Source organism: Dethiosulfovibrio faecalis, assembly GCF_021568795.1.
Classification (GTDB): domain Bacteria; phylum Synergistota; class Synergistia; order Synergistales; family Dethiosulfovibrionaceae; genus Dethiosulfovibrio; species Dethiosulfovibrio faecalis.
The window spans coordinates 88,124-108,657 of record NZ_JAKGUE010000001.1; the positions used below are offsets into that span (position 1 = coordinate 88,124).

General features: G+C 52.7%; 15 protein-coding genes. 5 read left to right on the forward strand and 10 right to left on the reverse strand.

The window, feature by feature from the left end; all coding sequences use genetic code 11:
- The first annotated feature begins 5 nt into the window (after positions 1-5).
- The 5 genes from L2W58_RS00510 to L2W58_RS00530 are packed head-to-tail and all read left to right on the forward strand — an operon-like array spanning position 6 to position 10,302.
- On the forward strand, positions 6-2,849 hold the full coding sequence (locus tag L2W58_RS00510; RefSeq protein ID WP_236100999.1) for a DNA methyltransferase: 2,844 nt from the start codon (positions 6-8) through the stop codon (positions 2,847-2,849).
- Positions 2,849-4,657, forward strand: a complete 1,809-nt coding sequence (locus tag L2W58_RS00515) for an RNA-binding domain-containing protein (protein ID WP_236101000.1) — start codon at positions 2,849-2,851, stop codon at positions 4,655-4,657. Before L2W58_RS00510 ends, L2W58_RS00515 begins: the two co-directional genes overlap by 1 nt.
- A 26-nt stretch (positions 4,658-4,683) precedes the next feature.
- Positions 4,684-7,560: a DEAD/DEAH box helicase gene (locus L2W58_RS00520; RefSeq protein ID WP_236101001.1), complete on the forward strand. Its 2,877-nt coding sequence runs from the start codon at positions 4,684-4,686 to the stop codon at positions 7,558-7,560.
- The gene (gene pglZ / locus L2W58_RS00525; RefSeq protein ID WP_236101003.1) at positions 7,553-9,547 is read left to right on the forward strand and encodes a BREX-3 system phosphatase PglZ; all 1,995 of its coding nucleotides are present in this window, start codon (positions 7,553-7,555) and stop codon (positions 9,545-9,547) included. Before L2W58_RS00520 ends, pglZ begins: the two co-directional genes overlap by 8 nt.
- Positions 9,547-10,302, forward strand: coding sequence for a hypothetical protein (locus L2W58_RS00530; RefSeq protein WP_236101004.1), 756 nt, complete (start codon positions 9,547-9,549; stop codon positions 10,300-10,302). Before pglZ ends, L2W58_RS00530 begins: the two co-directional genes overlap by 1 nt.
- A 146-nt stretch (positions 10,303-10,448) precedes the next feature.
- Here the strand turns inward: L2W58_RS00530 and purE are convergent, their stop codons facing one another.
- From purE to purC, 10 genes are read right to left on the reverse strand one after another with little or no spacing between them, the layout of a single operon-like run.
- The gene (purE, locus tag L2W58_RS00535; protein ID WP_236101005.1) at positions 10,449-10,964 is read right to left on the reverse strand and encodes a 5-(carboxyamino)imidazole ribonucleotide mutase; all 516 of its coding nucleotides are present in this window, start codon (positions 10,962-10,964) and stop codon (positions 10,449-10,451) included.
- The gene (purD, locus tag L2W58_RS00540) at positions 10,961-12,241 is read right to left on the reverse strand and encodes a phosphoribosylamine--glycine ligase (RefSeq protein WP_236101006.1); all 1,281 of its coding nucleotides are present in this window, start codon (positions 12,239-12,241) and stop codon (positions 10,961-10,963) included. Before purD ends, purE begins: the two co-directional genes overlap by 4 nt.
- 2 nt (positions 12,242-12,243) lie before the next feature.
- Positions 12,244-13,779, reverse strand: a complete 1,536-nt coding sequence (gene purH / locus L2W58_RS00545; RefSeq protein WP_236101007.1) for a bifunctional phosphoribosylaminoimidazolecarboxamide formyltransferase/IMP cyclohydrolase — start codon at positions 13,777-13,779, stop codon at positions 12,244-12,246.
- Entirely contained in the window at positions 13,776-14,366 is a 591-nt protein-coding gene (purN, locus tag L2W58_RS00550) for a phosphoribosylglycinamide formyltransferase (protein ID WP_236101008.1), read from the reverse strand. Before purN ends, purH begins: the two co-directional genes overlap by 4 nt.
- Complete coding sequence (purM, locus tag L2W58_RS00555; RefSeq protein ID WP_236101009.1) at positions 14,363-15,355, reverse strand: phosphoribosylformylglycinamidine cyclo-ligase; 993 nt, start codon at positions 15,353-15,355, stop codon at positions 14,363-14,365. The genes purN and purM overlap by 4 nt, the downstream gene beginning before the upstream one ends.
- Entirely contained in the window at positions 15,336-16,709 is a 1,374-nt protein-coding gene (purF, locus tag L2W58_RS00560; RefSeq protein WP_236098680.1) for an amidophosphoribosyltransferase, read from the reverse strand. The genes purM and purF overlap by 20 nt, the downstream gene beginning before the upstream one ends.
- A gap of 1 nt (position 16,710) precedes the next feature.
- Positions 16,711-18,858, reverse strand: a complete 2,148-nt coding sequence (gene purL, locus L2W58_RS00565) for a phosphoribosylformylglycinamidine synthase subunit PurL (RefSeq protein ID WP_236101010.1) — start codon at positions 18,856-18,858, stop codon at positions 16,711-16,713.
- 2 nt (positions 18,859-18,860) lie between these two features.
- Positions 18,861-19,541 carry a phosphoribosylformylglycinamidine synthase subunit PurQ gene (purQ, locus tag L2W58_RS00570; RefSeq protein ID WP_236101011.1) on the reverse strand — a complete coding sequence of 227 codons (681 nt, stop codon included), beginning with the start codon at positions 19,539-19,541 and terminating at the stop codon, positions 18,861-18,863.
- Positions 19,538-19,789, reverse strand: a complete 252-nt coding sequence (purS, locus tag L2W58_RS00575; RefSeq protein ID WP_005662404.1) for a phosphoribosylformylglycinamidine synthase subunit PurS — start codon at positions 19,787-19,789, stop codon at positions 19,538-19,540. The genes purQ and purS overlap by 4 nt, the downstream gene beginning before the upstream one ends.
- Positions 19,789-20,511: a phosphoribosylaminoimidazolesuccinocarboxamide synthase gene (purC, locus tag L2W58_RS00580; protein WP_236101012.1), complete on the reverse strand. Its 723-nt coding sequence runs from the start codon at positions 20,509-20,511 to the stop codon at positions 19,789-19,791. The genes purS and purC overlap by 1 nt, the downstream gene beginning before the upstream one ends.
- Positions 20,512-20,534 lie beyond the last annotated feature (23 nt).

Genomic DNA, 20,534 nt, shown 5'->3' on the forward strand with positions numbered 1-20,534 from the left:
AAAATATGATCAAAAAAAAGAATTTATTGAAGAAAAACGTCGCTCTCGGCAAACCTGACGGCGGAAACCTTTTCGATGAAGAGGTTGTGTCAGATGATGGGCCGGTGAAATGCCTCGGTCTGGAATTTGAAAACGACGACGCCAGGCGTGCCCACTTTACGGAGGAACTGCGCAAAAAACTGCAGGATCCGGAATTCCGCAAGATTGAGGGCTTTCCGATCGGTGAAGATGAGGACATCCTAAAACTGAGCGATCCGCCATATTACACCGCCTGCCCGAACCCATGGATTGCCGATTTTATTGATGAATGGGAAAGGCAGAAGCCGGAAAAGCCAGCGGATTATCATTATCATCGGGAGCCTTTTGCAGCTGATGTCAGTGAAGGAAAAAACGACCCGATCTACAATGCTCACTCCTATCATACCAAGGTGCCTCACAAAGCAATTATGCGCTACATCCTGCATTACACCGAACCGGGCGACATTGTTTTTGATGGTTTCTGTGGAACCGGAATGACAGGTGTGGCTGCCCAGATGTGTGGTGATCGGGATGTGGTCACGTCGCTTGGTTATCAAGTGAAACCAGATGGTACTATTCTTCAGGAAGAGACTGATGAGGATGGCAAAAAAGTATGGAAACCCTTCTCAAAACTCGGCGCTCGCAAGGCCGTGTTAAATGACCTGTCTCCTGCGGCTACCTTTATCGCTTACAACTACAACACACCGGTTGATGTTTATGCATTTGAGAGGGAGGCAAAACGTATTCTCGCTGAAGTGGAAGAGGAATGCGGCTGGATGTATGAAACACTTCATACGGATGGTAAGACGAAAGGCAAGATTAATTATGCTGTGTGGAGTGATGTGTTCGTTTGCCCTGAATGTGCTGGTGAGGTTGTGTTTTGGGATGCCGCGGTCGATAAAGAAGCAGGAAAAGTTAGAGACTCTTTCCCATGTCCACATTGTCACGCTGAATTAACTAAACGAAAAATGGAACGTGCCTGGACAACGAAATTTGATTCCGCCCTGAATGATTCTGTTAAACAGGCAAAGCAAGTGCCCGTTATTATTAATTATTCGATAAAAGACCAGAGTGGTCGTTTTGAAAAAAGTCCGGATAAAAACGATTTAACACTGATTGAGAAAATTGAGAACAGCGAAATCCATTACTGGTTTCCAAATTATCGCATGATGAAAGGAAAAGAAACCCGCCGCAATGATCCTGCTGGTATCACCCATGTGCATCATTTCTATACAAAAAGAAATTTATGTGTGTTAGCTGCTGTTAGAATAAGAAGCTCTTCAAGTTTTTTGATTAGTCAACTTGCTATGTGGTGGACGTTAACAAAACTCTATAGATATAGATGGGCGGGTGGAATAGCGGGTGCTGGGGGTGGCCCAATGGCAGGAACATTATACATTCCATCTTTGATTAAAGAAATTTCAGTATTGGTCTCTGCAGTGGACGTATTCAATAAGAATATTCGCAAAAAAAAATTATTTGCGAACTTCTTGAGGCACCCGCTTTCAACGAGTTCCGCTAATTGGATTGATTATAACAACAACAGTGTGGATTACATCTTTACGGATCCACCTTTCGGAGCCAATCTCAATTACTCAGAGCTTAGCTTCATTTGGGAATCATGGTTAAAAGTATGGACGAATAACGTGCCAGAGGCTATTGAAAACTCTGTTCAAGGCAAGGGCGCTACAGAGTATCGAAACTTAATGGCTGGCTGCTTCAAAGAAGCCTACCGAGTGCTAAAGCCTGGTCGCTGGATGACGGTTGAGTTTTCAAACACCAAAGCATCGGTTTGGAGTAGTATCCAAACAGCCCTTACTGAAGCTGGATTTATTGTAGCAAACGTTTCGGCCCTCGATAAGAAGCAAGGAAGTTTTAAGGCAGTAACAACGTTAACAGCTGTTAAACAAGACCTTGTTATCTCAGCCTATAAACCCAATGGTGGCTTTGAAGAGAGGTTCGAGGAAGAGGCTAAATCTGAAGAGGGTGTCTGGGATTTCATCCAAACTCACTTAAAATACCTACCAGTAACTAAAAAACTGGGATTGGACTTTGTCGCAATACCTGAACGTGACCCACGAATCCTTTACGATCAGGTTATTGCCTATTACGTGCGCAAAGGCTACAACGTTCCCATCGACAGCCAAGATTTTCAGCTTGGCTTATCACAACGTTTCCCCGAGCGTGATGGCATGTACTTCCTGCCGGAACAGGTGGCGGAATACGACCGTAAGAAGATGATCGGTGGCGGCAGGCCACTGCAACAGTCGCTGTTTATTTCCGATGAAGCATCGGCCATCGAATGGCTTCGCAGTCTTTTGCGTGACAAGCCGCAGAGCTTTCAGGATATCAATCCACTCTTTATGAAGGAGATTGGTGGCTGGAGCAAAAGTGAGATAGGCTTGGAGCTCTCCACACTGCTGGAGCAGAACTTCCTGGCATACGACGGCAAAGGCCCCGTTCCCGACCAGATCCACAGCTACCTCTCCAGTAACTGGAAGGATATGCGTAATCTGCCGAAAGAGGATCCGGCGTTAGTCGCCAAAGCCAAAAATCGCTGGTATGTGCCCGATCCTAACAAAGCGGGGGACCTTGAAAAACTGCGCGAAAAAGCCCTCTTGAAAGAGTTTGAAGAATACAAGCAGGCCAAAAAGAAGCTCAAAATATTCCGGCTTGAGGCGGTTCGCGCTGGATTCAAGAAAGCGTGGCAGGAACGGGACTATAAAGTGATTATCGCCGTAGCCGAAAAAATCCCGAACAACGTGCTTGAGGAAGATCCCAAGCTGCTCATGTGGTACGACCAAGCGGTTACACGGGTGGGAGACGAGTAATGACGGAACAAGAAATTTTTGATCTTCTTAATCAGCATGAGTGGAAGGATGTTGAGTTTAAAGAAGCCCGAACTTCAGTTCCTAAGAGTGCTTATGAATCTGTCTCTGCCTTTGCTAATACTGAAGGTGGGCACCTTGTTTTTGGTGTAAAAAAAGATGGTTCCGATTTCGAGGTTGTTGGGGTCATAGATGTAGACAAGGTTCAGAACGATTTCATTACAGCTCTCAGGCAAAAGGACAAAATCAGTTGCATCATCGATGTAAAAGAGGACTTGAAAACGGTTTCGGAAAAAGACCTGCTTATTTTTTATATCCCGGAAGCAAATCGTTCTGAAAAACCAGTTTACCTGAGTGGTGATATGAAAAGAAGCTTTCTCCGCAAAGGTGCATGTGATGTCAAATGCTCTGATGCAGAATTGAAACGCCTGCTGAGCGATGCGTCAAAGGATCGATATGATGGTGGCACTGTTAATTATGATATCGGTAAATGCTTCAACTCAAAGGATATTGCCTGGTATCGTCGCCAATATGAAGAAAAAGCTGGAACACGAAGTTATGCTGATTTAGATGATGAAGAGTTTTTGTTTCAATTTGGCTTGGTTAAAGAGACTGAATCGGGTCGAAAACCAACCGTTGCTTCCATACTTCTATTTGGTCAGGATGGCTATCTGAGAGGTTTTCTGCCAAGGCCGATTATTGACTGCCAGCGTTATCTCTATAAGTCCGATGCCATCGGTATTGAGCGCTGGCATGATCGGATCGTTTGCGATTACAATCTTATACAGACTTGGGCCTCGATCATGGAATGGTATTATCGCTTTGCAGAAATTCCTTTTGAAGTTGATCCCAGAACCATGCAGCGGAAGGACCAGCCTGTTGACTACATTCCTTTCCGTGAAGCCATTGTAAATATGTTGATTCATCAGGATTACTCGGATCATGTCCGCAAGCCTGTTATTCAGCATTTTTCTGATTTAACCCGCTTCTGGAATCCAGGTGATGCGTTTGCTTCAGTCGAAGATTTACTCGATCCCGGCGAAAAAGAGACAAGAAATCCACTGATTGTCAGTGCTTTCAGGCGAATAGGATTCAGTGAAAACGCTGGTTGGGGTTTGCGTGATGTGTTCAAGTCATGGCGGGGATTGGGTCATGTTCCTCCCGAGATTATCAATGATAAACCAAAGAAAGCTTTCGAACTTATTTTAAAAAAGGAAATATTGATTTCAAACTATCAACGAAAGTTCCAAGAAGCTATCGGCGTTCATCTCTCTGAAGATGAAGCCGCTGTGTTTGCATTTGCATGTAAAAAGTTTACACCGTTTTCTCTGAGTGAAATAAGAGCTGTCATTAACAAACCTGTCTCCACCTGTACTGATGTGGCAAATCAGCTGGTTAATCAGGTTTTGCTGGTAAAACTGGCAGATAGCCTCTTTGAACTAACACCCGTTATGAGACAGAGGTTTCAGGCCGAGACCCAAGTCGAGGCCTATGTTGAGGAACAAGAGGCCCAAGTCGAGGCCTATGTTGAGGAACAAGAGGCCCAAGTCGAGGCCCATGTAAGCCTGACATCTACAGAGCGAAAAATTTTGTTTGCATTAGTAGAAAACGAGAAATCAGCCAAGGAACTCACTAAAGCCGCTGGTTATAAATCCAGGACCGGTAATTTCAAGCGTAGTCTTGAGAAATTATTGTCAGAAAAACTGATCCAAATGACAAACCCTGAAAATCCCAAGGCCAGCAACCAGAAATATGTTATTTCTGAACACGGTTTCAGACTTTTAAAAGCATGGGAGGATCCGAGTGACTAATTTGGCGTCGATGGAGATCGTTGTCTATGAGTAATATGTGGAAGTACAGCACCATACACAAAAGCGCCTGCAAGGTTGTTGATGAACAGACATTGTGGGGGCAGACGGTATGCCGTGTCTGGTTGCCGAATCAGGATGCAGTTGTTCGAGTTTCCCAATCTGACCTGCAGTCGCTGTCGAGCGACTGGCATCCGAGAATTGAAGGTCACCGAATAACCTATATCTCAGCAGCGGCCAAGGTGGCCGAGGTTTTGGAAGGATCCTCCAGAGGATCTGACGGGCATGTCTTGCTGGCTCCTATGGAGTCAAACGTGATCCCGCTGCCTCACCAGATTCACGCACTCTCACGGGCAATATCCAGTGATCGTGTCCGCTACCTGTTAGCTGATGAAGTCGGTCTTGGAAAAACCATCGAAGCCGGGCTTGTGATGCGTGAGTTGAAATTACGCGGTCTGGTTCGTCGTACATTGGTGGTGGCTCCAAAGAGTCTGGCCATGCAGTGGGTGTCAGAGATGAGTACCCATTTCAATGAATCCTTTTCCTTGGTTAACCCGAGCGATCTGGATGCTTTGGAACGTTTGGAACGGCCGGGTCAGTACGTCATCGGAAAAACAGATCACATAAGTGATTACAACCCGTGGATGCGGTTTTCTCAGGCAATAGTGACGCTGGATTCTGTTAAACCGATAGCGCGTCGTAGAGGTTGGTCAAAAGAAAAGATTCGGGCGTACAACCGGAATCGTTACGAGAGACTGGTCCAGGGCCAATGGGATTTGATCGTCGTGGATGAGTCACATCGAATGGGTGGTAGTACCGATCAGGTGGCTCGCTACAAACTGGGACAAGGACTCGCCGAGGCGGCACCGTATCTCCTCCTTTTGTCGGCAACACCTCATCAAGGGAAATCCGATGCCTTTCAGCGTCTGATGAGTTTGCTTGATCCGATGGCTTTCCCTGATTTGGAAAGCGTGACCCGTGACAAAGTTTCTGAGTTTGTAATACGGACCGAAAAGCGCAAGGCGGTGACGGCAGAGGGCAAGCCGCTGTTTCTGCCGCGAATCACACAGACGTTAGGTGTGGATCTGGAACGAAATCCGGCACAGGTGGCTTTGTACGATGCGGTTACTGACTACGTGAAAAAAGGCTATAACCGCGCGATAAAGGACCGAAAACCACACATCGGGTTCCTGATGGTTCTTCTGCAGCGAATTGTCACCTCAAGCTCTTACGCAATCCGCTGTACATTGGAACGAAGGCTGCATGCGCTGGAAAACTTGCGAGAAACTCATGCATCCCCAGGCGAAGAAGAACTTGAGGATTTCACAGACCTTGATGGACAGACGCAGCTGGACTTGTTGGTTGAGGTGAACGAACCAGGCAGAGCCAAAGAGATGGCGGAGGTGAATGCTCTGCTGGATCTTGCCCGGTCCGCTGAAATAGCCGGGCCTGATGTCAAAACAGAGGCTCTGATGAGCCTCATCTTTCAGTTACAAGGAGAGGAAAATGACGACCAGCTGAAACTGCTGATTTTTACCGAATTTGTTCCAACGCAGGTTATGCTCCAAACTTTTCTTGAGGAGCGAGGCATACCTTGCGCCATATTGAACGGCTCCATGAGCATGGATGAACGACGGATGGCTCAGCGTGATTTTCGTGATAATGCTCGGATTCTTATATCAACAGATGCTGGTGGTGAAGGTCTGAATCTACAATTCTGCCATGTAGTGGTTAACTACGATTTGCCGTGGAATCCTATGCGTATTGAACAGCGGATCGGTCGTGTCGACCGTATTGGTCAAAGCAAAATAGTCCGGGCAGTCAACTTTTTATATGAAAACTCTGTTGAAGGCCGGGTGCGGGAAGTGATTCAAACCAAGCTTTCCATCATTCTGAATGAAATGGGTATCGATAAAACCAATGACATTCTGGACACCTCACTGTCCGGCGAGGTGATCGAAAAGATGATGACTCACGTCATTATGGAGGACTCTGACCTGGATGCCGAGGTCGATCAGACGGTGCAGAACCTTCAGGAAGAAATGCAGCGGGTTCGAGAGCAATGTGCTGTATATGGAATATCTGAAGAGCCGGACCTAGCGGCGATGGAAAAACTGCGCAGCCATCCTCTGCCTTACTGGATCGAACAGATGACGACCCATTATCTGCAAACGAAAGAGTGTAAATTGGAAAAGGATCTGCTTGGCTGGAATTTCACATGGCCAGATGGCGAAAAGGTGCAAAGTGCGGTCTTCCAGTCTAGAGACCTTTCAACCGATGGGGACCTCCTGTCGCTTGAAAATGCTTGGATTCGCGGCTTGGCCATGAATCTGCCGCAGTTCATTCCCGGACAGCCTTTGCCTTGTGTATCTATAAACGGACTCCCTAAAATCGTTTCAGGTCTGTGGGGCCTTTTTGAAATCCGCTTGTCTGTGGGGCAACCTGATAACTTTCAAATCAGAGTTCCTCTGACAAGACGGAGTTACTTCCCGGTTTTCATGAGCAATGAGGAAAAGTTGTTCATGCCAACCGCAAGGCATATCTGGGATCAGTTGTTAACCAATGATCTTCGCATAGATAGCCTGAAAGGTTCAAAAGAGTCCATTGTGGCTGGCGAAAAACTTCTGTGGGCAGCCGAAAAGGTCGGACAGGAGCTTTTTGAGACGATGCAGGAAGCTCATTTTGCCGCATTATCCCGTGAAGAAGAGCGCGGTATGATTGCCTTTACATCACGTCGTAAAGCCATCAAACGGTTGGGATTGCCGGAAGTTCGACAGTTCAGACTGGCCCGTTTGAATGAAGATGAATTACAATGGCGCAGCGAGCTTAAGTCCGCCCGACAAATAGTACCGGAAATGCGGCCGCTGTTAATGCTCAATATTGAAAATGGAGGTATTTGTGAGTAGCTGGCGAAGCACCATCCTTGAAAATTTTGTACCGAATGTCGCCAAACTGACGCTGGTATCTGATCCTGATTGCCTGCTGACCGAGGAAAAACTGGCAATGGGGCTGCGAGACCGTGGGTTTGATCTCATCGAGTTTAATGACCCCATGGAGTTCAGATATGCCTATGAGTCGAAATATCGATCCATTTGGGACCGGGGCGAATATACCGATTTGGTTGTGGTCCTTCGCTTGCAGAATGCTGAGCTGGAATCGCTGCCTTACGACCTGCTCCAGGCTGGCCGCAAACTGTCGTTCAACCTGGGTGACCTCTTCCCCAATCTGAGCTACCCGGTCATTGAGAAACTCGACCGGGGCTTGCTGGACTTGCTTTATGAAGCCCAGCGCAAGTCGCCACCGGATCGCATGGGCGACAACACCACCAAGGATTTTATCCTTCGACATGTATTTGGTGTGGCACCAGAACTCATATCCACAGAGGTTGAGCTTCTCCGCTTTTTGTTGCGGTTACACTACGGGAATTTGGCAATACCATCAATGCTGGCAGATAGGTTGGTTGATGTATTTGAAAGCAGTGGAAGTTTTAAAGGCTGGAGTCTGTCTCAGATCATTCCAGATGCAGAGCAGTTCTTTGTATTCATACAGGAACGCTGGCCAATATTCCTTGAAAACCTGAATCAAGCAAATCAGGTCAAAGAAGATTCTGAAGCCTACGGCTTAAAGTTCCAAGGGCCTGTGATACTTCCTTTCGACCATCAAGATATTAGGGTTTATATCGATAATTTATTTGTTGAGGGTAAACTTACACCGGTCGACTTGCCCGGCATGGATATAGCGAAAGATTCGTGGGTTTTAAGCGGTATTTCAGCAGCCCAATCAGATGGCGAGGGTCTCAGGATTTCTCGGCTGTTTGAGATTGTTGATACAGCCGACTTATCGACGGATTCGAGATACACTGACTGGATTGCGTTCTCCATGAAATGGGCGGAGCTTTCAGCGCTCATACATACGGCAAGCAATGCCCGGTATAAGAAGCGTTATAGTGAAATAGGTCAAAAGCTGAATAGCTGCTTTGCCGATTGGCTGGAAACTCATTATGCTAGCCTTATAAACCTACCGCCCTCAACTCCAGCAATGTTGCACCACGTGCCGCGACATCTGGCCCGATCCATTGAAGATCAAAAGAATAAAAAGATAGCACTGGTGGTTATAGATGGCCTTTCGCTGGACCAGTGGATAACGGTTCGAAACATAATCCAGAAGCAAAACAGCGATCTTGTCCTGCGCGAATCAGCAACGTTCGCGTGGATACCAACGCTCACGTCTGTTTCACGACAAGCCATATTTTCAGGCAAGCCGCCGATTTATTTTCCCTCTTCCATCAACTCAACAAACAGCGAAGAGAAACTGTGGAAACAGTTTTGGCAAGGCCATGATGTTCCGAAGCTGGAGATCATTTATAAACGCAGTCTCGGAGATGGTGATGCCGAGGTCGTTATGGATAACTTAATCAATCCGGCACATACTAAGATCATTGGGCTGGTAATCGATAAAGTTGACAAGATCATGCATGGAATGCAGCTCGGAGCGGCAGGCATGCATAATCAGATAGATCAATGGTGCCGAGGTGAATACCTGACCTCTCTGCTTAATTATCTGAGTAACCATGGCTATGAAATTTGGATAACCTCAGATCATGGCAACGTAGAATCGATAGGCAAGGGACGACCAACGGAAGGTGCTATTGCGGAGAGCCGTGGAGAAAGGGTTCGTATATATCCGACACCGGAACTGCGCTCACAGGTCTCTTCTATATTTCCCTTTGCGCGAGAATGGCTTCCGTCGGGGCTGCCAGACAATTATTTCCCATTAGTTGCCTCCGGGAATGATGCATTTGTTGATGAAGGAAAGTTGATTGTCGGCCATGGAGGTGTTGCTATCGAAGAAGTTATTGTGCCTCTGATCAAAGTAGAAAGGAGGACACAATAATGAGAAAGCGACACGACAAACTGGGCATCAAGCAGACCATTCAAAAACACTGGATGGACTATGTTGTTAAAATGATGTTGGCTGGATTCAGGGAAAAAGAAATTAGAATGGAATTAGATGAATTTTTAGCAACGCAAAAACAAAGCGGTGGTACCGGTCAGAGAGGTAAAAAAACATATGGCATGGCTATCAGTATCCTCGCATCGTGGTTTGCACCGGATAAAGATTTAATTCCCTTTAGGGATCATGCTCTTGCACTTATTCGGAATGAGAATCCCCGAAACTGGCTTCCGTATCACTGGGCGGTTATCTCTGCGTCATATCCCTTCTGGTTTAATGTCGCAAAACAGACTGGGAGGCTTTTCAGCCTCCAAGATCAGATTACACAGGTTCAAGTTTTCTCCCGGCTCAAAGAGCAATACGGCGACAGGGAAACGGTGGCTAGAAATGCCCGGTATACAGTCCGATCTTTTGTTGCGTGGGGCGTGTTAAAGGATTCCAATGCCAAAGGCTGCTATGAACAATGCAAACCGACGTCGGTCAGTGAACCGAACCTGACAATTCTTTTATACGAAGCCGCTCTATATGCTGATAAAGAAGGAAAAGCCGCTCTTGGATTATTGAAAAGCAACCCGGCATTCTTCCCATTTCAATTACCCGTATTGACAGGCGACTACATCTCACAGCAGAGTAATACTATTGATGTCGTCCGCTACGGACTGGATGATGAGCTTTTGAAGCTGAAGTATTTATAAAAGGATATTGTACGTTATCTATCCTCCAGAATGCTATAAGGGAAAACTTGGGTATTCAGGATGAAAGAAAATACTAAAGTCCATGTCGAAAAGCAGTCTTCCCCGCCCTCTATCAAGAGGGCGGGGAAGACTGCTTTTTTCTGGGGCTATTTAAACGCTTCCTCCGGCACCTCCGGAAGCTCCAGGGTCGATCTGGATTTGCGGACCTTTTCGGCCTGTTCCACCCGGAGGTCTTCCAGGTTTTTCGCTGTTTTTTCGTCCAGGAGGGCCACTATCCTGGCAGCCAGAAGGGCGGCGTTGGCCCCTCCGTCTATTCCTACCGACGCCACGGGAACGCCCGGAGGCATCTGGGCCACCGAGTAGAGGGCGTCCAGCCCTCCCACGGTTCCGGCGGAAACCGGAACCCCTATGACCGGCAGGGAAGTGTGGGCGGCCAGCACGCCGGGAAGGGCGGCGGAAAGTCCCGCCACGGCTATGATGGCCATTAGCCCTCGTTTTTCTCCGTTGGCGGCGTAGGCCGCAGCGTCCTCCGGGGTTCTGTGGGCGGAGGCCACCGTCACCTCGTAGGGGATCTGGAGCTTGTCCAGCATGTCTCCCGCTTTTTTGGCGATCGCTTTGTCGCTTGCCGATCCCAGAACTATGCCTATCTTTGCCTTGGTCATCTGTCTTCCTCCCTCGGTCTCTCCGTGTTTGCCGCTATGTCCTTTCGATAGAAAGCTCCCTGGAATTTTATTTTTTCGGCTTTTCCGTAGGCCCTTTTTCTGGCCTCGTCGTGGGTATCTCCTGTGCCAACCACGGAAAGCACCCTTCCCCCCGCCGTAACCGTCTTGCCGTTTTTAAGCGCCGTTCCCGCCTGGAAGACTGTAACTCCTTCCTCTTCGTCGTTCAGTCCCTCTATGGGATATCCCTTTTCGTAGCTGCCCGGGTATCCTTCCGAGGCTATGACCAGGTTGACCGAGCACAGGTCCTTGAGAGACCACTTGGCCTCCGAGAGTTTTCCCTGGGCGCATCGGAGACAGGCCTCCAGCCAGTCGCCGTCGAAGAGGGGAAGCAGTGCCTGGGTCTCCGGGTCTCCCAGCCTGACGTTGTACTCCAGCAGGTCGATCCTGCCCTCCGGAGAGACCATCAGCCCCGCGTATATGACGCCACGGTAGTCTATGCCGTCTTTTTTCAGTCCCGACAGGGTTTTCTCCACGATCTCTTGCTCTATCTTTTTGGTCATCTCGGGGTCCACCCAGGGAACCGGAGCGTAGGCTCCCATTCCTCCGGTGTTGGGGCCTCTGTCCCCGTCGAAGGCCCTTTTATGGTCCTGGCTGGTGTGGAGGAGTCTCCATGTCTCTCCGTCGGTGATTATCATCACAGAGACCTCCCGTCCCGTAAGGCCGTTTTCCACCACGAGGGTCTTTCCGGCCTCGCCCAGCGATCCGTCCAGGAGCTCTTTGCAGGAGTCCAGCGCCTGGGAGAGGTCGTCGGAGATGAAAACTCCCTTTCCCGCCGCAAGGCCGTCGGCTTTCACTATGTAGGGGGGCTTCCTTCCCTCCAGGGTCTCTCTCGCCTTGTCCATGCTGCGGCATATTTTGAACGGGGCGGTGGGTATGCCGTGTCTGGCCATGAATTCCTTGGAGTAGGCCTTGCTGGCCTCCAGCATGGCTCCGGCCTTTCCCGGACCGAACACCGGAATACCGGCCCTGCGAAGTTCGTCGGAGACGCCGGATACCAAAGGCGCCTCCGGGCCCACCACGACCAGGCTTATCGAGAGGTCCTCGGCTAGTTTTACGACCGATTTCCCGTCGCAGGGATTCCCTTCGTGGCATGTGGCTATCCCGGCTATCCCCGGGTTGCCCGGCAGGACGTGCAGTTCGTCGCAGAGGGGCGATTTAGCCAGGGCCCAGGCTATGGCGTGTTCTCTACCGCCTCCGCCGAGTACGAGTACCTTCATGGTCAGTGCCTGAAGGTCCGCCAGCCGCTGAGAAACATGGATATGCCAAGTTCCTCGGCTCTGGACTTGACCTCGTCGTCTCTGACGGAGCCGCCGGGCTGGATTATCGCCACGATTCCGGCTTCCGCCGCCTTTTCCAGTCCGTCTGCGAAGGGGAAGAATGCGTCGGAGGCCATAACAGCTCCTTTGGCCTTATCTCCCGCCTGGGAGGCGGCGAACTCGACGGCGAAGACCCTGCTGCAAAATCCCATACCTATTCCTACCGCCGCTCCGTCTTTGACCATGGCGACGGCGTTGCTCTTGGACAGGCAGGCTGCCTTCCAGGCCAGAAGCATGTCCTCCCAGAGGTCGAGTCTTTTAGGGCCGATCCACTCGCCCGAGTCGGGGGAGGGCAGAGGAGGAAGCTGGTCTTTCTGTGCCAGCAGTCCGCTCCAGGTTCCGGTGATCTGCCAGGGCATCACCCGGCCTCCGTTCCACTTTATGAGCCTTAGTGAGGGACGGCGTTTCGTCAGGTATTCGACCGCTTTTTCGTCGAAGTCCGGGGCGGCGACTATCTCCGTGAAGTGTTCGCCTATCCTCTTGGCCGAGTCGAGGTCGACCGTCCTGGTAACCCCTACGACCCCGCCGTAGGCCGAAAGAGAGTCGCATTCGAAAGCCCTGTCGTAGGCGTCTCCTACTGTGTCTGCCACCGCCATGCCGCAGGGGGTGGTGTGCTTCAACACTACCGCTCCGACGTCCTTTTGCATCATGGCCATTCCTCTTAGGGCTCCGTCCAGGTCGAGTATGTTGTTGTAGGAAAGGGGCTTGCCTGCCAGCTGTTCCCATGGTAGTTCGGAGAGGGATGGCAGATAGAGTCCGGCGGTCTGATGGGGGTTTTCACCGTATCTCAGAGGCTGAGCCAGTTTAAGGTTGAGAGGCAGGTCCGAGGGTATCTCTTCCTGTTCCTCCATATCCCTGCCCAGCTCGGAGGACAGACCGGCGGTTATGGCCGAGTCGTATCCCGATGTGAGGGCGAAGGCCTTGAGGGCCAGAGACTGTCTGGTGGATACGGATATATCTCCCTCTTTGTCCAGCTCCTCTACTATGGAGTCGTAGTCGGCAATGTCAGATATCACAGTTACGTGGCGGTAGTTCTTGGCCGCAGCTCTCAAAAGGGTTACCCCGCCTATGTCTATCTTCTCTATGAGCTCGTCCAGCCCTCCGCCGGATCGGACCGTTTCCTCGAAGGGATAGAGGGTGCAGACCACCATGTCTATCAGGGGAATTCTGTGGGTGTCGACGTCGGCCATGTCGCTTTCGAGTTCCCGTCTGGCAAGTATGCCTCCCGATATGGCCGGGTGCAGGGTTTTCACCCGGCCTCCCAGCATGTGGGGCACTCCGGTCAGGTCGGCTACCTCTACGACCTCGACTCCGCCTTCTTCAATGGCCTTTGCGGTTCCCGAGCTGGAGACTATCTCCCAACCTCGCTCGGATAGCGCCTTGGCGAACTGGACCACTCCGGTCTTGTCGTAGACCGATATGAGGGCTCTTCTCTTCATCTGGAATCGTCCTTTCCTGTGTGAATTATCCCGGAGAAGAGTTTCTCCAGGGTTCTCCAGTATTGTCTGTGTTCCGCTCGGTGGATCCTTCTTTCCAGGGTTTCCATGTTATCGTCCGGTTTTACCCTTACCGGCATCTGGGACAGGATAGTTCCGTGGTCCACCAGTTCGTCCACCAGGTGGACCGTTACCCCCGTCACCTTTACACCGTAGTTCCAGGCGTCCTCTATTCCGTGGGCTCCGGGGAAGGAGGGGAGCAGGGCGGGGTGGATGTTCACGATCCTTCCGGCGTGAGAGGATACGAAGCCCGGCGAGAGTATTCTCATGAAGCCGGCCAGTACGAGCCAGTCCAGGTCGTGACGACGCCAAAGGCGGTGGAGATGTTCCTCCGCCGCCTCTTTGCCGTTTTCGTAGGGCAGTAGCTCGGTCTTTATCCCTCTGGCGGCTGCCTTCTCCAGGCCGGGGGCTCCGGGTCGGTCCGACGCCACGAAGGAGACGTTGGCCTTCAGATCTCCCGATTCCACTCGGTCCAGGATGGCGTCCATGTTGGAGCCTCTGCCGGATATCAGCAGTCCTATGGAGGTCATGCCACCGTACCGAAGACCACCGGGGTCTCCCCTTTTTCTCTCAGTTTTTCCGTAACTTCGTCGCGATTTTCCGGGGCAACCACCAGGGTGTATCCTATTCCGAGGTTGAAGACCCTGCGCATCTCCGATTCGTCCACGCCTCTGTCCGAGATGTAGTCGAATATGGCCGGTCTGTTCCAGGAGTCGAAGTCTATCTCGGGGAGCATTCCCTTCGGAAGGGCTCTCTCTATGTTTTCCTCCAGGCCCCCTCCGGTGATATGGGCCATCGCCTTTATCTTTCCGGTTTTTAGAGCCGAGAGAACCGGACGGGGATAGAGCCTGGTGGGTTTTAGCAGGGCGTCCGAGAGGGGCTCTCCCAGTTGGTCGATCTTTTCGTGAAGTGAGGCGGCGAGCTCTTTCTCCAGTGCCTTTCTGACCAGAGAGTAGCCGTTGCTGTGTATGCCCGAGCTTGCGAGCCCTATCATGAGGTCGCCTCTTTCGACGCAGGATCCGTCTATGAGGTCCTCTCTGTCTACAGTTCCCACAGCGAAGCCTGCCAGGTCGAATCCGTTGGGAGGGTACACCCCGGGCATCTCGGCGGTTTCGCCTCCGAGAAGAGCGCATCCCGATTCGAGACAGGCGTCCATGACTCCCTCGACTACGGGGATGAGTCTGTCCGAGTCCAGCTTGCCGCAGGCCAGGTAGTCGAGGAAGAGTATAGGTCTGGCTCCGCAGGTTATCAGGTCGTTTACGCTCATCGCCACCAGGTCCTGGCCCAGTCCTTTGAGTTTTCCCGCGGCCTCGGCTATCTCCAGCTTGGTGCCGACACCGTCGCAGCAGGCGGCCAGAAGAGAGCCTCCGCCCATGTCGTAGAGGCCGCTAAAGCCGCCTATTCCACCTACTACGTTAGGGTCCTTGGGTCTTTGGGACATGAGCTCGCCTATCCGCTTGACCCAGCGGTTGCCTCCGTCTATGGTGACTCCCGATTCCTCATATGTCCAGTTCTTCATATTTCTCTCCGTCCTCCATGTAGGATCCGCTGAAACAGGCGGTGCATACCTCGCAGGCCGGCAGGCCAATGGCCTCTACCAGGTCCGTCTCGGTAAGATAGGCCAGCGAGTTGGCCCCTATTTCGGCGCATAGGGCCTCTTCGTTGGATCGGGCCGCCGCGAGCTCCTCCCTGGTGGGGGTGTCTATGCCGTAGTAGCAGGGAAAACGCACCGGCGGAGAGGATATCCTCATGTGTATCTCCGAGGCGCCGTAGTTTCTCAAAAGCTCTACCATCTTTCTGGAGGTCGTTCCACGGACTATGGAGTCGTCCACCACAGCCAGGCTTTGACCCTTTATTAGCTCTCTTATCGGGTTGAGCTTTTTCCTTACACCCAGCTCCCTCACCCTCTGGGTGGGTTCGATGAAGGTCCGTCCGGAGTAACGGTTCCTGACTATGGCTTTCTCGTAGGCTAGCCCCGATTCCTCGGCGTAGCCCATGGCCGCTATCGTTCCGCTGTCGGGCATTCCAGTAACGCAGTTTCCCGAGCAGGGAGACCTTCTGGCCAATCTACGGCCCAGCTCTTTTCTTACCTGATAGACCGATTGTCCCGCTATCAGGCTGTCCGGTCTGGCGAAGTAGACGAATTCGAAGGCGCAGAGGTATCTCCGCCTTGGCTCCACCGGGATCCTGAGGGAATGGAGGCCGTCTGTGTCTATCACCAGGATCTCTCCCGGATCGAGCTCCCGGATCATCTCCGCCCCTACCAGGTCGAGGGCGCAGCTCTCGGACGATATGTAGTAGACGTCGTCTCTCTTGCCCAGGGCGAGGGGACGGAATCCCCAGGGATCTCTGGCAGCCACCAGGCGGTCCTTCAGGGCCACAGCGAGAGAGAATGCTCCCTTGAGTTTTCTCAGAGAGTCGACCAGGGCGTCCAGCTCCGTTTTGTGGGGTTGGTGGGCCATGAGGTGGAGGATGACCTCCGTGTCGGTGGTGGACTGAAATATGGCCCCTCTGTTCTCAAGGTATCTTCTTACCCCCGAGGCGTTGGATATGTTGCCGTTATGGGCTATTGCCACCGGGCCCCTGCAGTAGTTTGCCGCCAGGGGCTGCACGTTAGACAGTCCCGAGCCTCCGGCAGTGGAGTAGCGGACGTGTCCTATGGCGGAGCTCGCCGGGATGCCCGACAGTTCCGCCTGGTTCAAAGCCAGGTGTACAAGGCCCTGTCCCTTTATGGTCCTTATCTGATTTTCTCCGTCGATCCATGCTACTCCCGCCGATTCCTGTCCTCTGTGCTGGAGGGCGTAGAGGCCCAGGTAGACCTCCTCGAGGACCGGATTGCCGGAGGCGGAAAAGGCGCCGAAAACTCCGCACATATCAGAGATTCCAGCTTTCCCTGATCTCGGATACCGACAGATCTACCAGGTCGTCCAGGGTCAGGCGGTTTCCTCCGACCTGTCCTATCTCCGTCACGGCGTAGCCCTTCCAGAGGGCTCTGAAGAGAACCAGTCGGTTTTTAGGCACCGAGTAAACGGCCCTGGGGCCTCCTTCTCCGAAGATGAGTACGTCCCTTCTGGTGGGGAAGGGTATGGATATAGAGGCTCCCAGACCGCTGGTTCCGGCCTCCTTGGCCAGGGCCACAGCCAGTCCGCCTCCTGCTATGGGCATTCCCGACGAGGCTGCCCGTCTTTTGGCCGTCTCGATCGCCCTCAGGATGAACTCGTTTTCCAACTCTCCATCGAAGTCCAGAGGTTTGCCCCAGATGCGGCCGGTCTTGTTCTGTAGGTAGGATCCTCCGTCGAGCCTCGGGTTCGGCATTCCCACGTAGAAGAGCCTGTCTCTCTCTCTCCAGTTGCCGGAACTGAGGAGCTCCTCGGGGTTTTCGACGAATCCTACCGTTCCGACCAAGGGAGTCGGCAGAATGGGGCCGTTGGCGGTCTCGTTGTACAGGCTGACGTTTCCGGACACCACTGGGCAATTCAGTGAGGAGCAGGCCTCGGCCATTCCCTTGGCGGATTGCTCCAGCGTCCAGAATTGCTCGGGTTTCTCCGGAGATGGGAAGTTCAGGCAGTCGGTGGTCCCGGCCGGTTTCGCTCCGGCTACGGCGAGAGCCCGGCAACTTCTGGCCACGACCTCGGCTGAGCCGTTGTAGGGATCTAGCCAGCACATGAAGGGCTGGGCCTCCATGGACATGACGGCTATGCGGTCGGAGCCCTCGATCCTTACTGCGCTCACAGGGGAGCCCGGACCTATCACCGTGTTGGTCTGGACCATCGAGTCGTACTGTTCGAATATCTCTTTTCTGGAGCGATGGGAATGGGAGCCCAGAAGGTTCAAAATCTCCTCGTTCCAGTTTTCCGGAAGGGGAAGCGAGTCGAGGTCGAAGTTCCAACGGTCCTCCAGGTTTTTCGGTCTTTTGGAGGGCCAGGGGATCTCGGGGCAGTCGCTGCCTATGACCGATGCGGGCATGTCGGCGACGGTGTCTCCCTTCCAGAGGATGCGGTAATGATCGCCCTTTTCGGTCTCTCCTATGACGGCGCAGTCCAGCTCCCATTTTCCGGCGACAGCCATCACCTGGTCGACCTTTTCCGGCTCGACTATGAGCAGCATCCTCTCCTGAGACTCGGATAGGGCTATTTCCCAGGGCTCCATTCCCTCGGCCCTGAGTGGAACGGCGTCGAAGTCTATGGTCATGGCGATACCGCTCTTGGCGGCTATCTCGCTGGAGGAGGAGAGTATCCCCGCCGCTCCCATGTCCTGCATGCTGACCAGCAGGTCCTTGTCCCGCAGTTCCAGACAGGCCTCTATGAGGAGCTTTTCCGCGAAGGGATCGCCTATCTGGATGGACGGGACCCCCGAACCGTCCTCGGCTAGCTCCACCGAGGCGAAGGCCGCTCCGGCTATGCCGTCCCTTCCGGTCTTGGAGCCAAGTATCAGTACCTTCTGGCCAGAAGAGGCCGTCTGGGAGCTCACCATCCTGTCGGTCGGGACAAGTCCGGCGCAGAAGGCGTTCACCAGTGGATTGCCCCTGTAGCTTTCGTGATAGACCGTCTTGCCGCCCACGGTGGGAACGCCTACGCAGTTACCGTAACCTCCCACTCCCTTTACGACTCCGTCGGCCAGTGCCTGGGTCTTCCTCTCCTCCGGGTCCCCGAAGAAAAGTCCGTCCATGGAGGCTACCGGCCTGGCTCCCAGGGCCATTATGTCTCGGATTATGCCTCCTACCCCCGTGGCGGCTCCCTGATAGGGGGCGACTGCGGAGGGATGGTTGTGGCTTTCCACCTTGAAGGCCAGCCCGAGTCCGTCTCCGGCGTCGACGACCCCGGCGTTCTCCCCCGGCCCGAGGAGGACCCTGTCTCCGTCCTTGGGGAAGAGCCTAAGGAGCGGCTTGGTCGACTTGTAGCTACAGTGTTCTGACCACATTACCCCCATGATCTGAAGCTCCAGGTCGTTGGGCTCCCTTCCGAGTCTGGCTTTCAGGGCGTCGTATTCCTCTTTGCGGAGTCCCGCTTTGGAGTAATCCATAATCAGGCACCGGTCCTTTCGATCCATCTCTTTATCGACAGCCACATGGGAAGTCCGTCGTCTCCCCCTACGGCTCTATCGGAATATCTCTCCGGGTGGGGCATCATCCCAAGGACGTTCCCGCCTTCGTTGAATATACCGGCGATGTCGTTCAGGGCCCCGTTGGGGTTCCCTCCGCTGTAGCGAAACGCCACCTGCCCCCGTTTCTCCAGGAGATCCAGCTCATCCTCTGGAAGGTGGTATCGACCCTCGTAGTGGGCTATCGGTACCGTTATAACCTGCCCCTTTTCGTAGCCGGAGGTGAAGGCGGTGTCGTTCCGTTCCACCGATATCTCGACGGGGCGACAGATGAAGGCCAGGTCCCGGTTGACCAGTAGGGCCCCGGGAAGCATCTTGGATTCGGTCAAAACCTGAAAACCGTTGCATATTCCCAGCACCAGACCGCCCCGATCGGCGTGCCGTTTCACGTCGGCCATGATGGGAGCCGTGTGGGCCATAGCGCCGCAACGGAGGTAGTCGCCGTAGGAAAAACCGCCGGGCAGAACGACGAGGTCGGTCTCTCCTGGAAGCTCCGTCTCTCCGTGCCAGACCAGCTCGGCCTCGTCTCCCGTCGCGTGTTTTATGGCTTTGACCACGTCTCTGTCGCAGTTGCTGCCGGGGAAGACCACCACGGCGACGTTCATCTCAGTTCCTCCACCTTTACCGTGTAGTCCTCGACTATGGCGTTTACGAGAAGATCCTTGCACATTTTATCGAAGGTTTCCTTGGCGGAATCGATGTCGGAGGCCTCTATTTCGACCCGGATGTATTTACCTACTCTGACGGAGGGGTCGTCGTAGCCCAGCCTCGTCAGGGACGCCGCGACGGCCTTGCCCTGGGTGTCCAGGACTCCCTCTTTCAGATATACCAGTATCTCCGCTCCGTAACGCATCAGTTATCCTCCTTCTTCTCGGAAAGACGGCGCCATATCTCCCTGTAAGCTCCGAGCACGTCTCCCAGGTCTTTGCGGAAACGGTCCTTGTCCAGGCTCTGTCTGGTCCCCTTCTGCCAGAAACGGCAGGTGTCCGGGGAGATCTCGTCGGCCAGCAGAATGTTGCCTTCTTTGTCCTTGCCGAACTCCAGCTTGAAGTCCACCAGGTCTATATCTATGGAGGAGAAGAGCTCGCTAAGCACCGAGTCCACCGTGAGGGCCATCTCGGTCATCCTGTCCAGTTCTTCGTCGGTGGCCCATCCGAAGAGCACCGCATGGTCTCTTATGACGAGAGGGTCGTCCAGCTCGTCCTCTTTATAATAGAACTCCGCCAGAGGTCTGGGAAGCTTCATTCCCTCCTCGACCCCGAGCCTTCTGCATATGGAACCGGCTGTGACGTTGCGGACCACCACCTCCAGAGGGACTATGGTGACCGGTTTTACCAGCTGTGAAAGCTCGTCGATCCTTTCGATGAAGTGACTGTCTATGCCCTTGCTCTTCAGATATCTGAATATCCAGGAGCTTATCATGTTGTTCAGTTCTCCTTTTCCCTCCATCTCCGCCTTTTTCTTGGCGTTGAAGGCGGTAAGGGAGTTTTTATACTTCAGATATAGGGCGTCGGGGTCGTCGGTAGCGTAGAGTCTCTTTGCCTTTCCCTCGTACAGCATTTCACGGATCTCCATGGCAGTTACCTCCCGGAATAAGA

Excerpts from the sequence above, each read along its gene's own strand:
- L2W58_RS00520 (WP_236101001.1), top strand. The coding sequence starts at position 4,684 with ATGAGTAATATGTGGAAGTACAGCACCATACACAAAAGCGCCTGCAAG.
- purE (WP_236101005.1), bottom strand. The coding sequence starts at position 10,964 with ATGACCAAGGCAAAGATAGGCATAGTTCTGGGATCGGCAAGCGACAAA.
- purS (WP_005662404.1), bottom strand. The coding sequence starts at position 19,789 with ATGCGTTACGGAGCGGAGATACTGGTATATCTGAAAGAGGGAGTCCTG.
- L2W58_RS00515 (WP_236101000.1), top strand. The coding sequence starts at position 2,849 with ATGACGGAACAAGAAATTTTTGATCTTCTTAATCAGCATGAGTGGAAG.
- purN (WP_236101008.1), bottom strand. The coding sequence starts at position 14,366 with ATGACCTCCATAGGACTGCTGATATCCGGCAGAGGCTCCAACATGGAC.
- purF (WP_236098680.1), bottom strand. The coding sequence starts at position 16,709 with ATGTGCGGAGTTTTCGGCGCCTTTTCCGCCTCCGGCAATCCGGTCCTC.
- purL (WP_236101010.1), bottom strand. The coding sequence starts at position 18,858 with ATGGATTACTCCAAAGCGGGACTCCGCAAAGAGGAATACGACGCCCTG.
- purH (WP_236101007.1), bottom strand. The coding sequence starts at position 13,779 with ATGAAGAGAAGAGCCCTCATATCGGTCTACGACAAGACCGGAGTGGTC.
- L2W58_RS00530 (WP_236101004.1), top strand. The coding sequence starts at position 9,547 with ATGAGAAAGCGACACGACAAACTGGGCATCAAGCAGACCATTCAAAAA.
- purD (WP_236101006.1), bottom strand. The coding sequence starts at position 12,241 with ATGAAGGTACTCGTACTCGGCGGAGGCGGTAGAGAACACGCCATAGCC.
- purC (WP_236101012.1), bottom strand. The coding sequence starts at position 20,511 with ATGGAGATCCGTGAAATGCTGTACGAGGGAAAGGCAAAGAGACTCTAC.
- purQ (WP_236101011.1), bottom strand. The coding sequence starts at position 19,541 with ATGAACGTCGCCGTGGTGGTCTTCCCCGGCAGCAACTGCGACAGAGAC.
- L2W58_RS00510 (WP_236100999.1), top strand. The coding sequence starts at position 6 with ATGATCAAAAAAAAGAATTTATTGAAGAAAAACGTCGCTCTCGGCAAA.
- purM (WP_236101009.1), bottom strand. The coding sequence starts at position 15,355 with ATGAAGAACTGGACATATGAGGAATCGGGAGTCACCATAGACGGAGGC.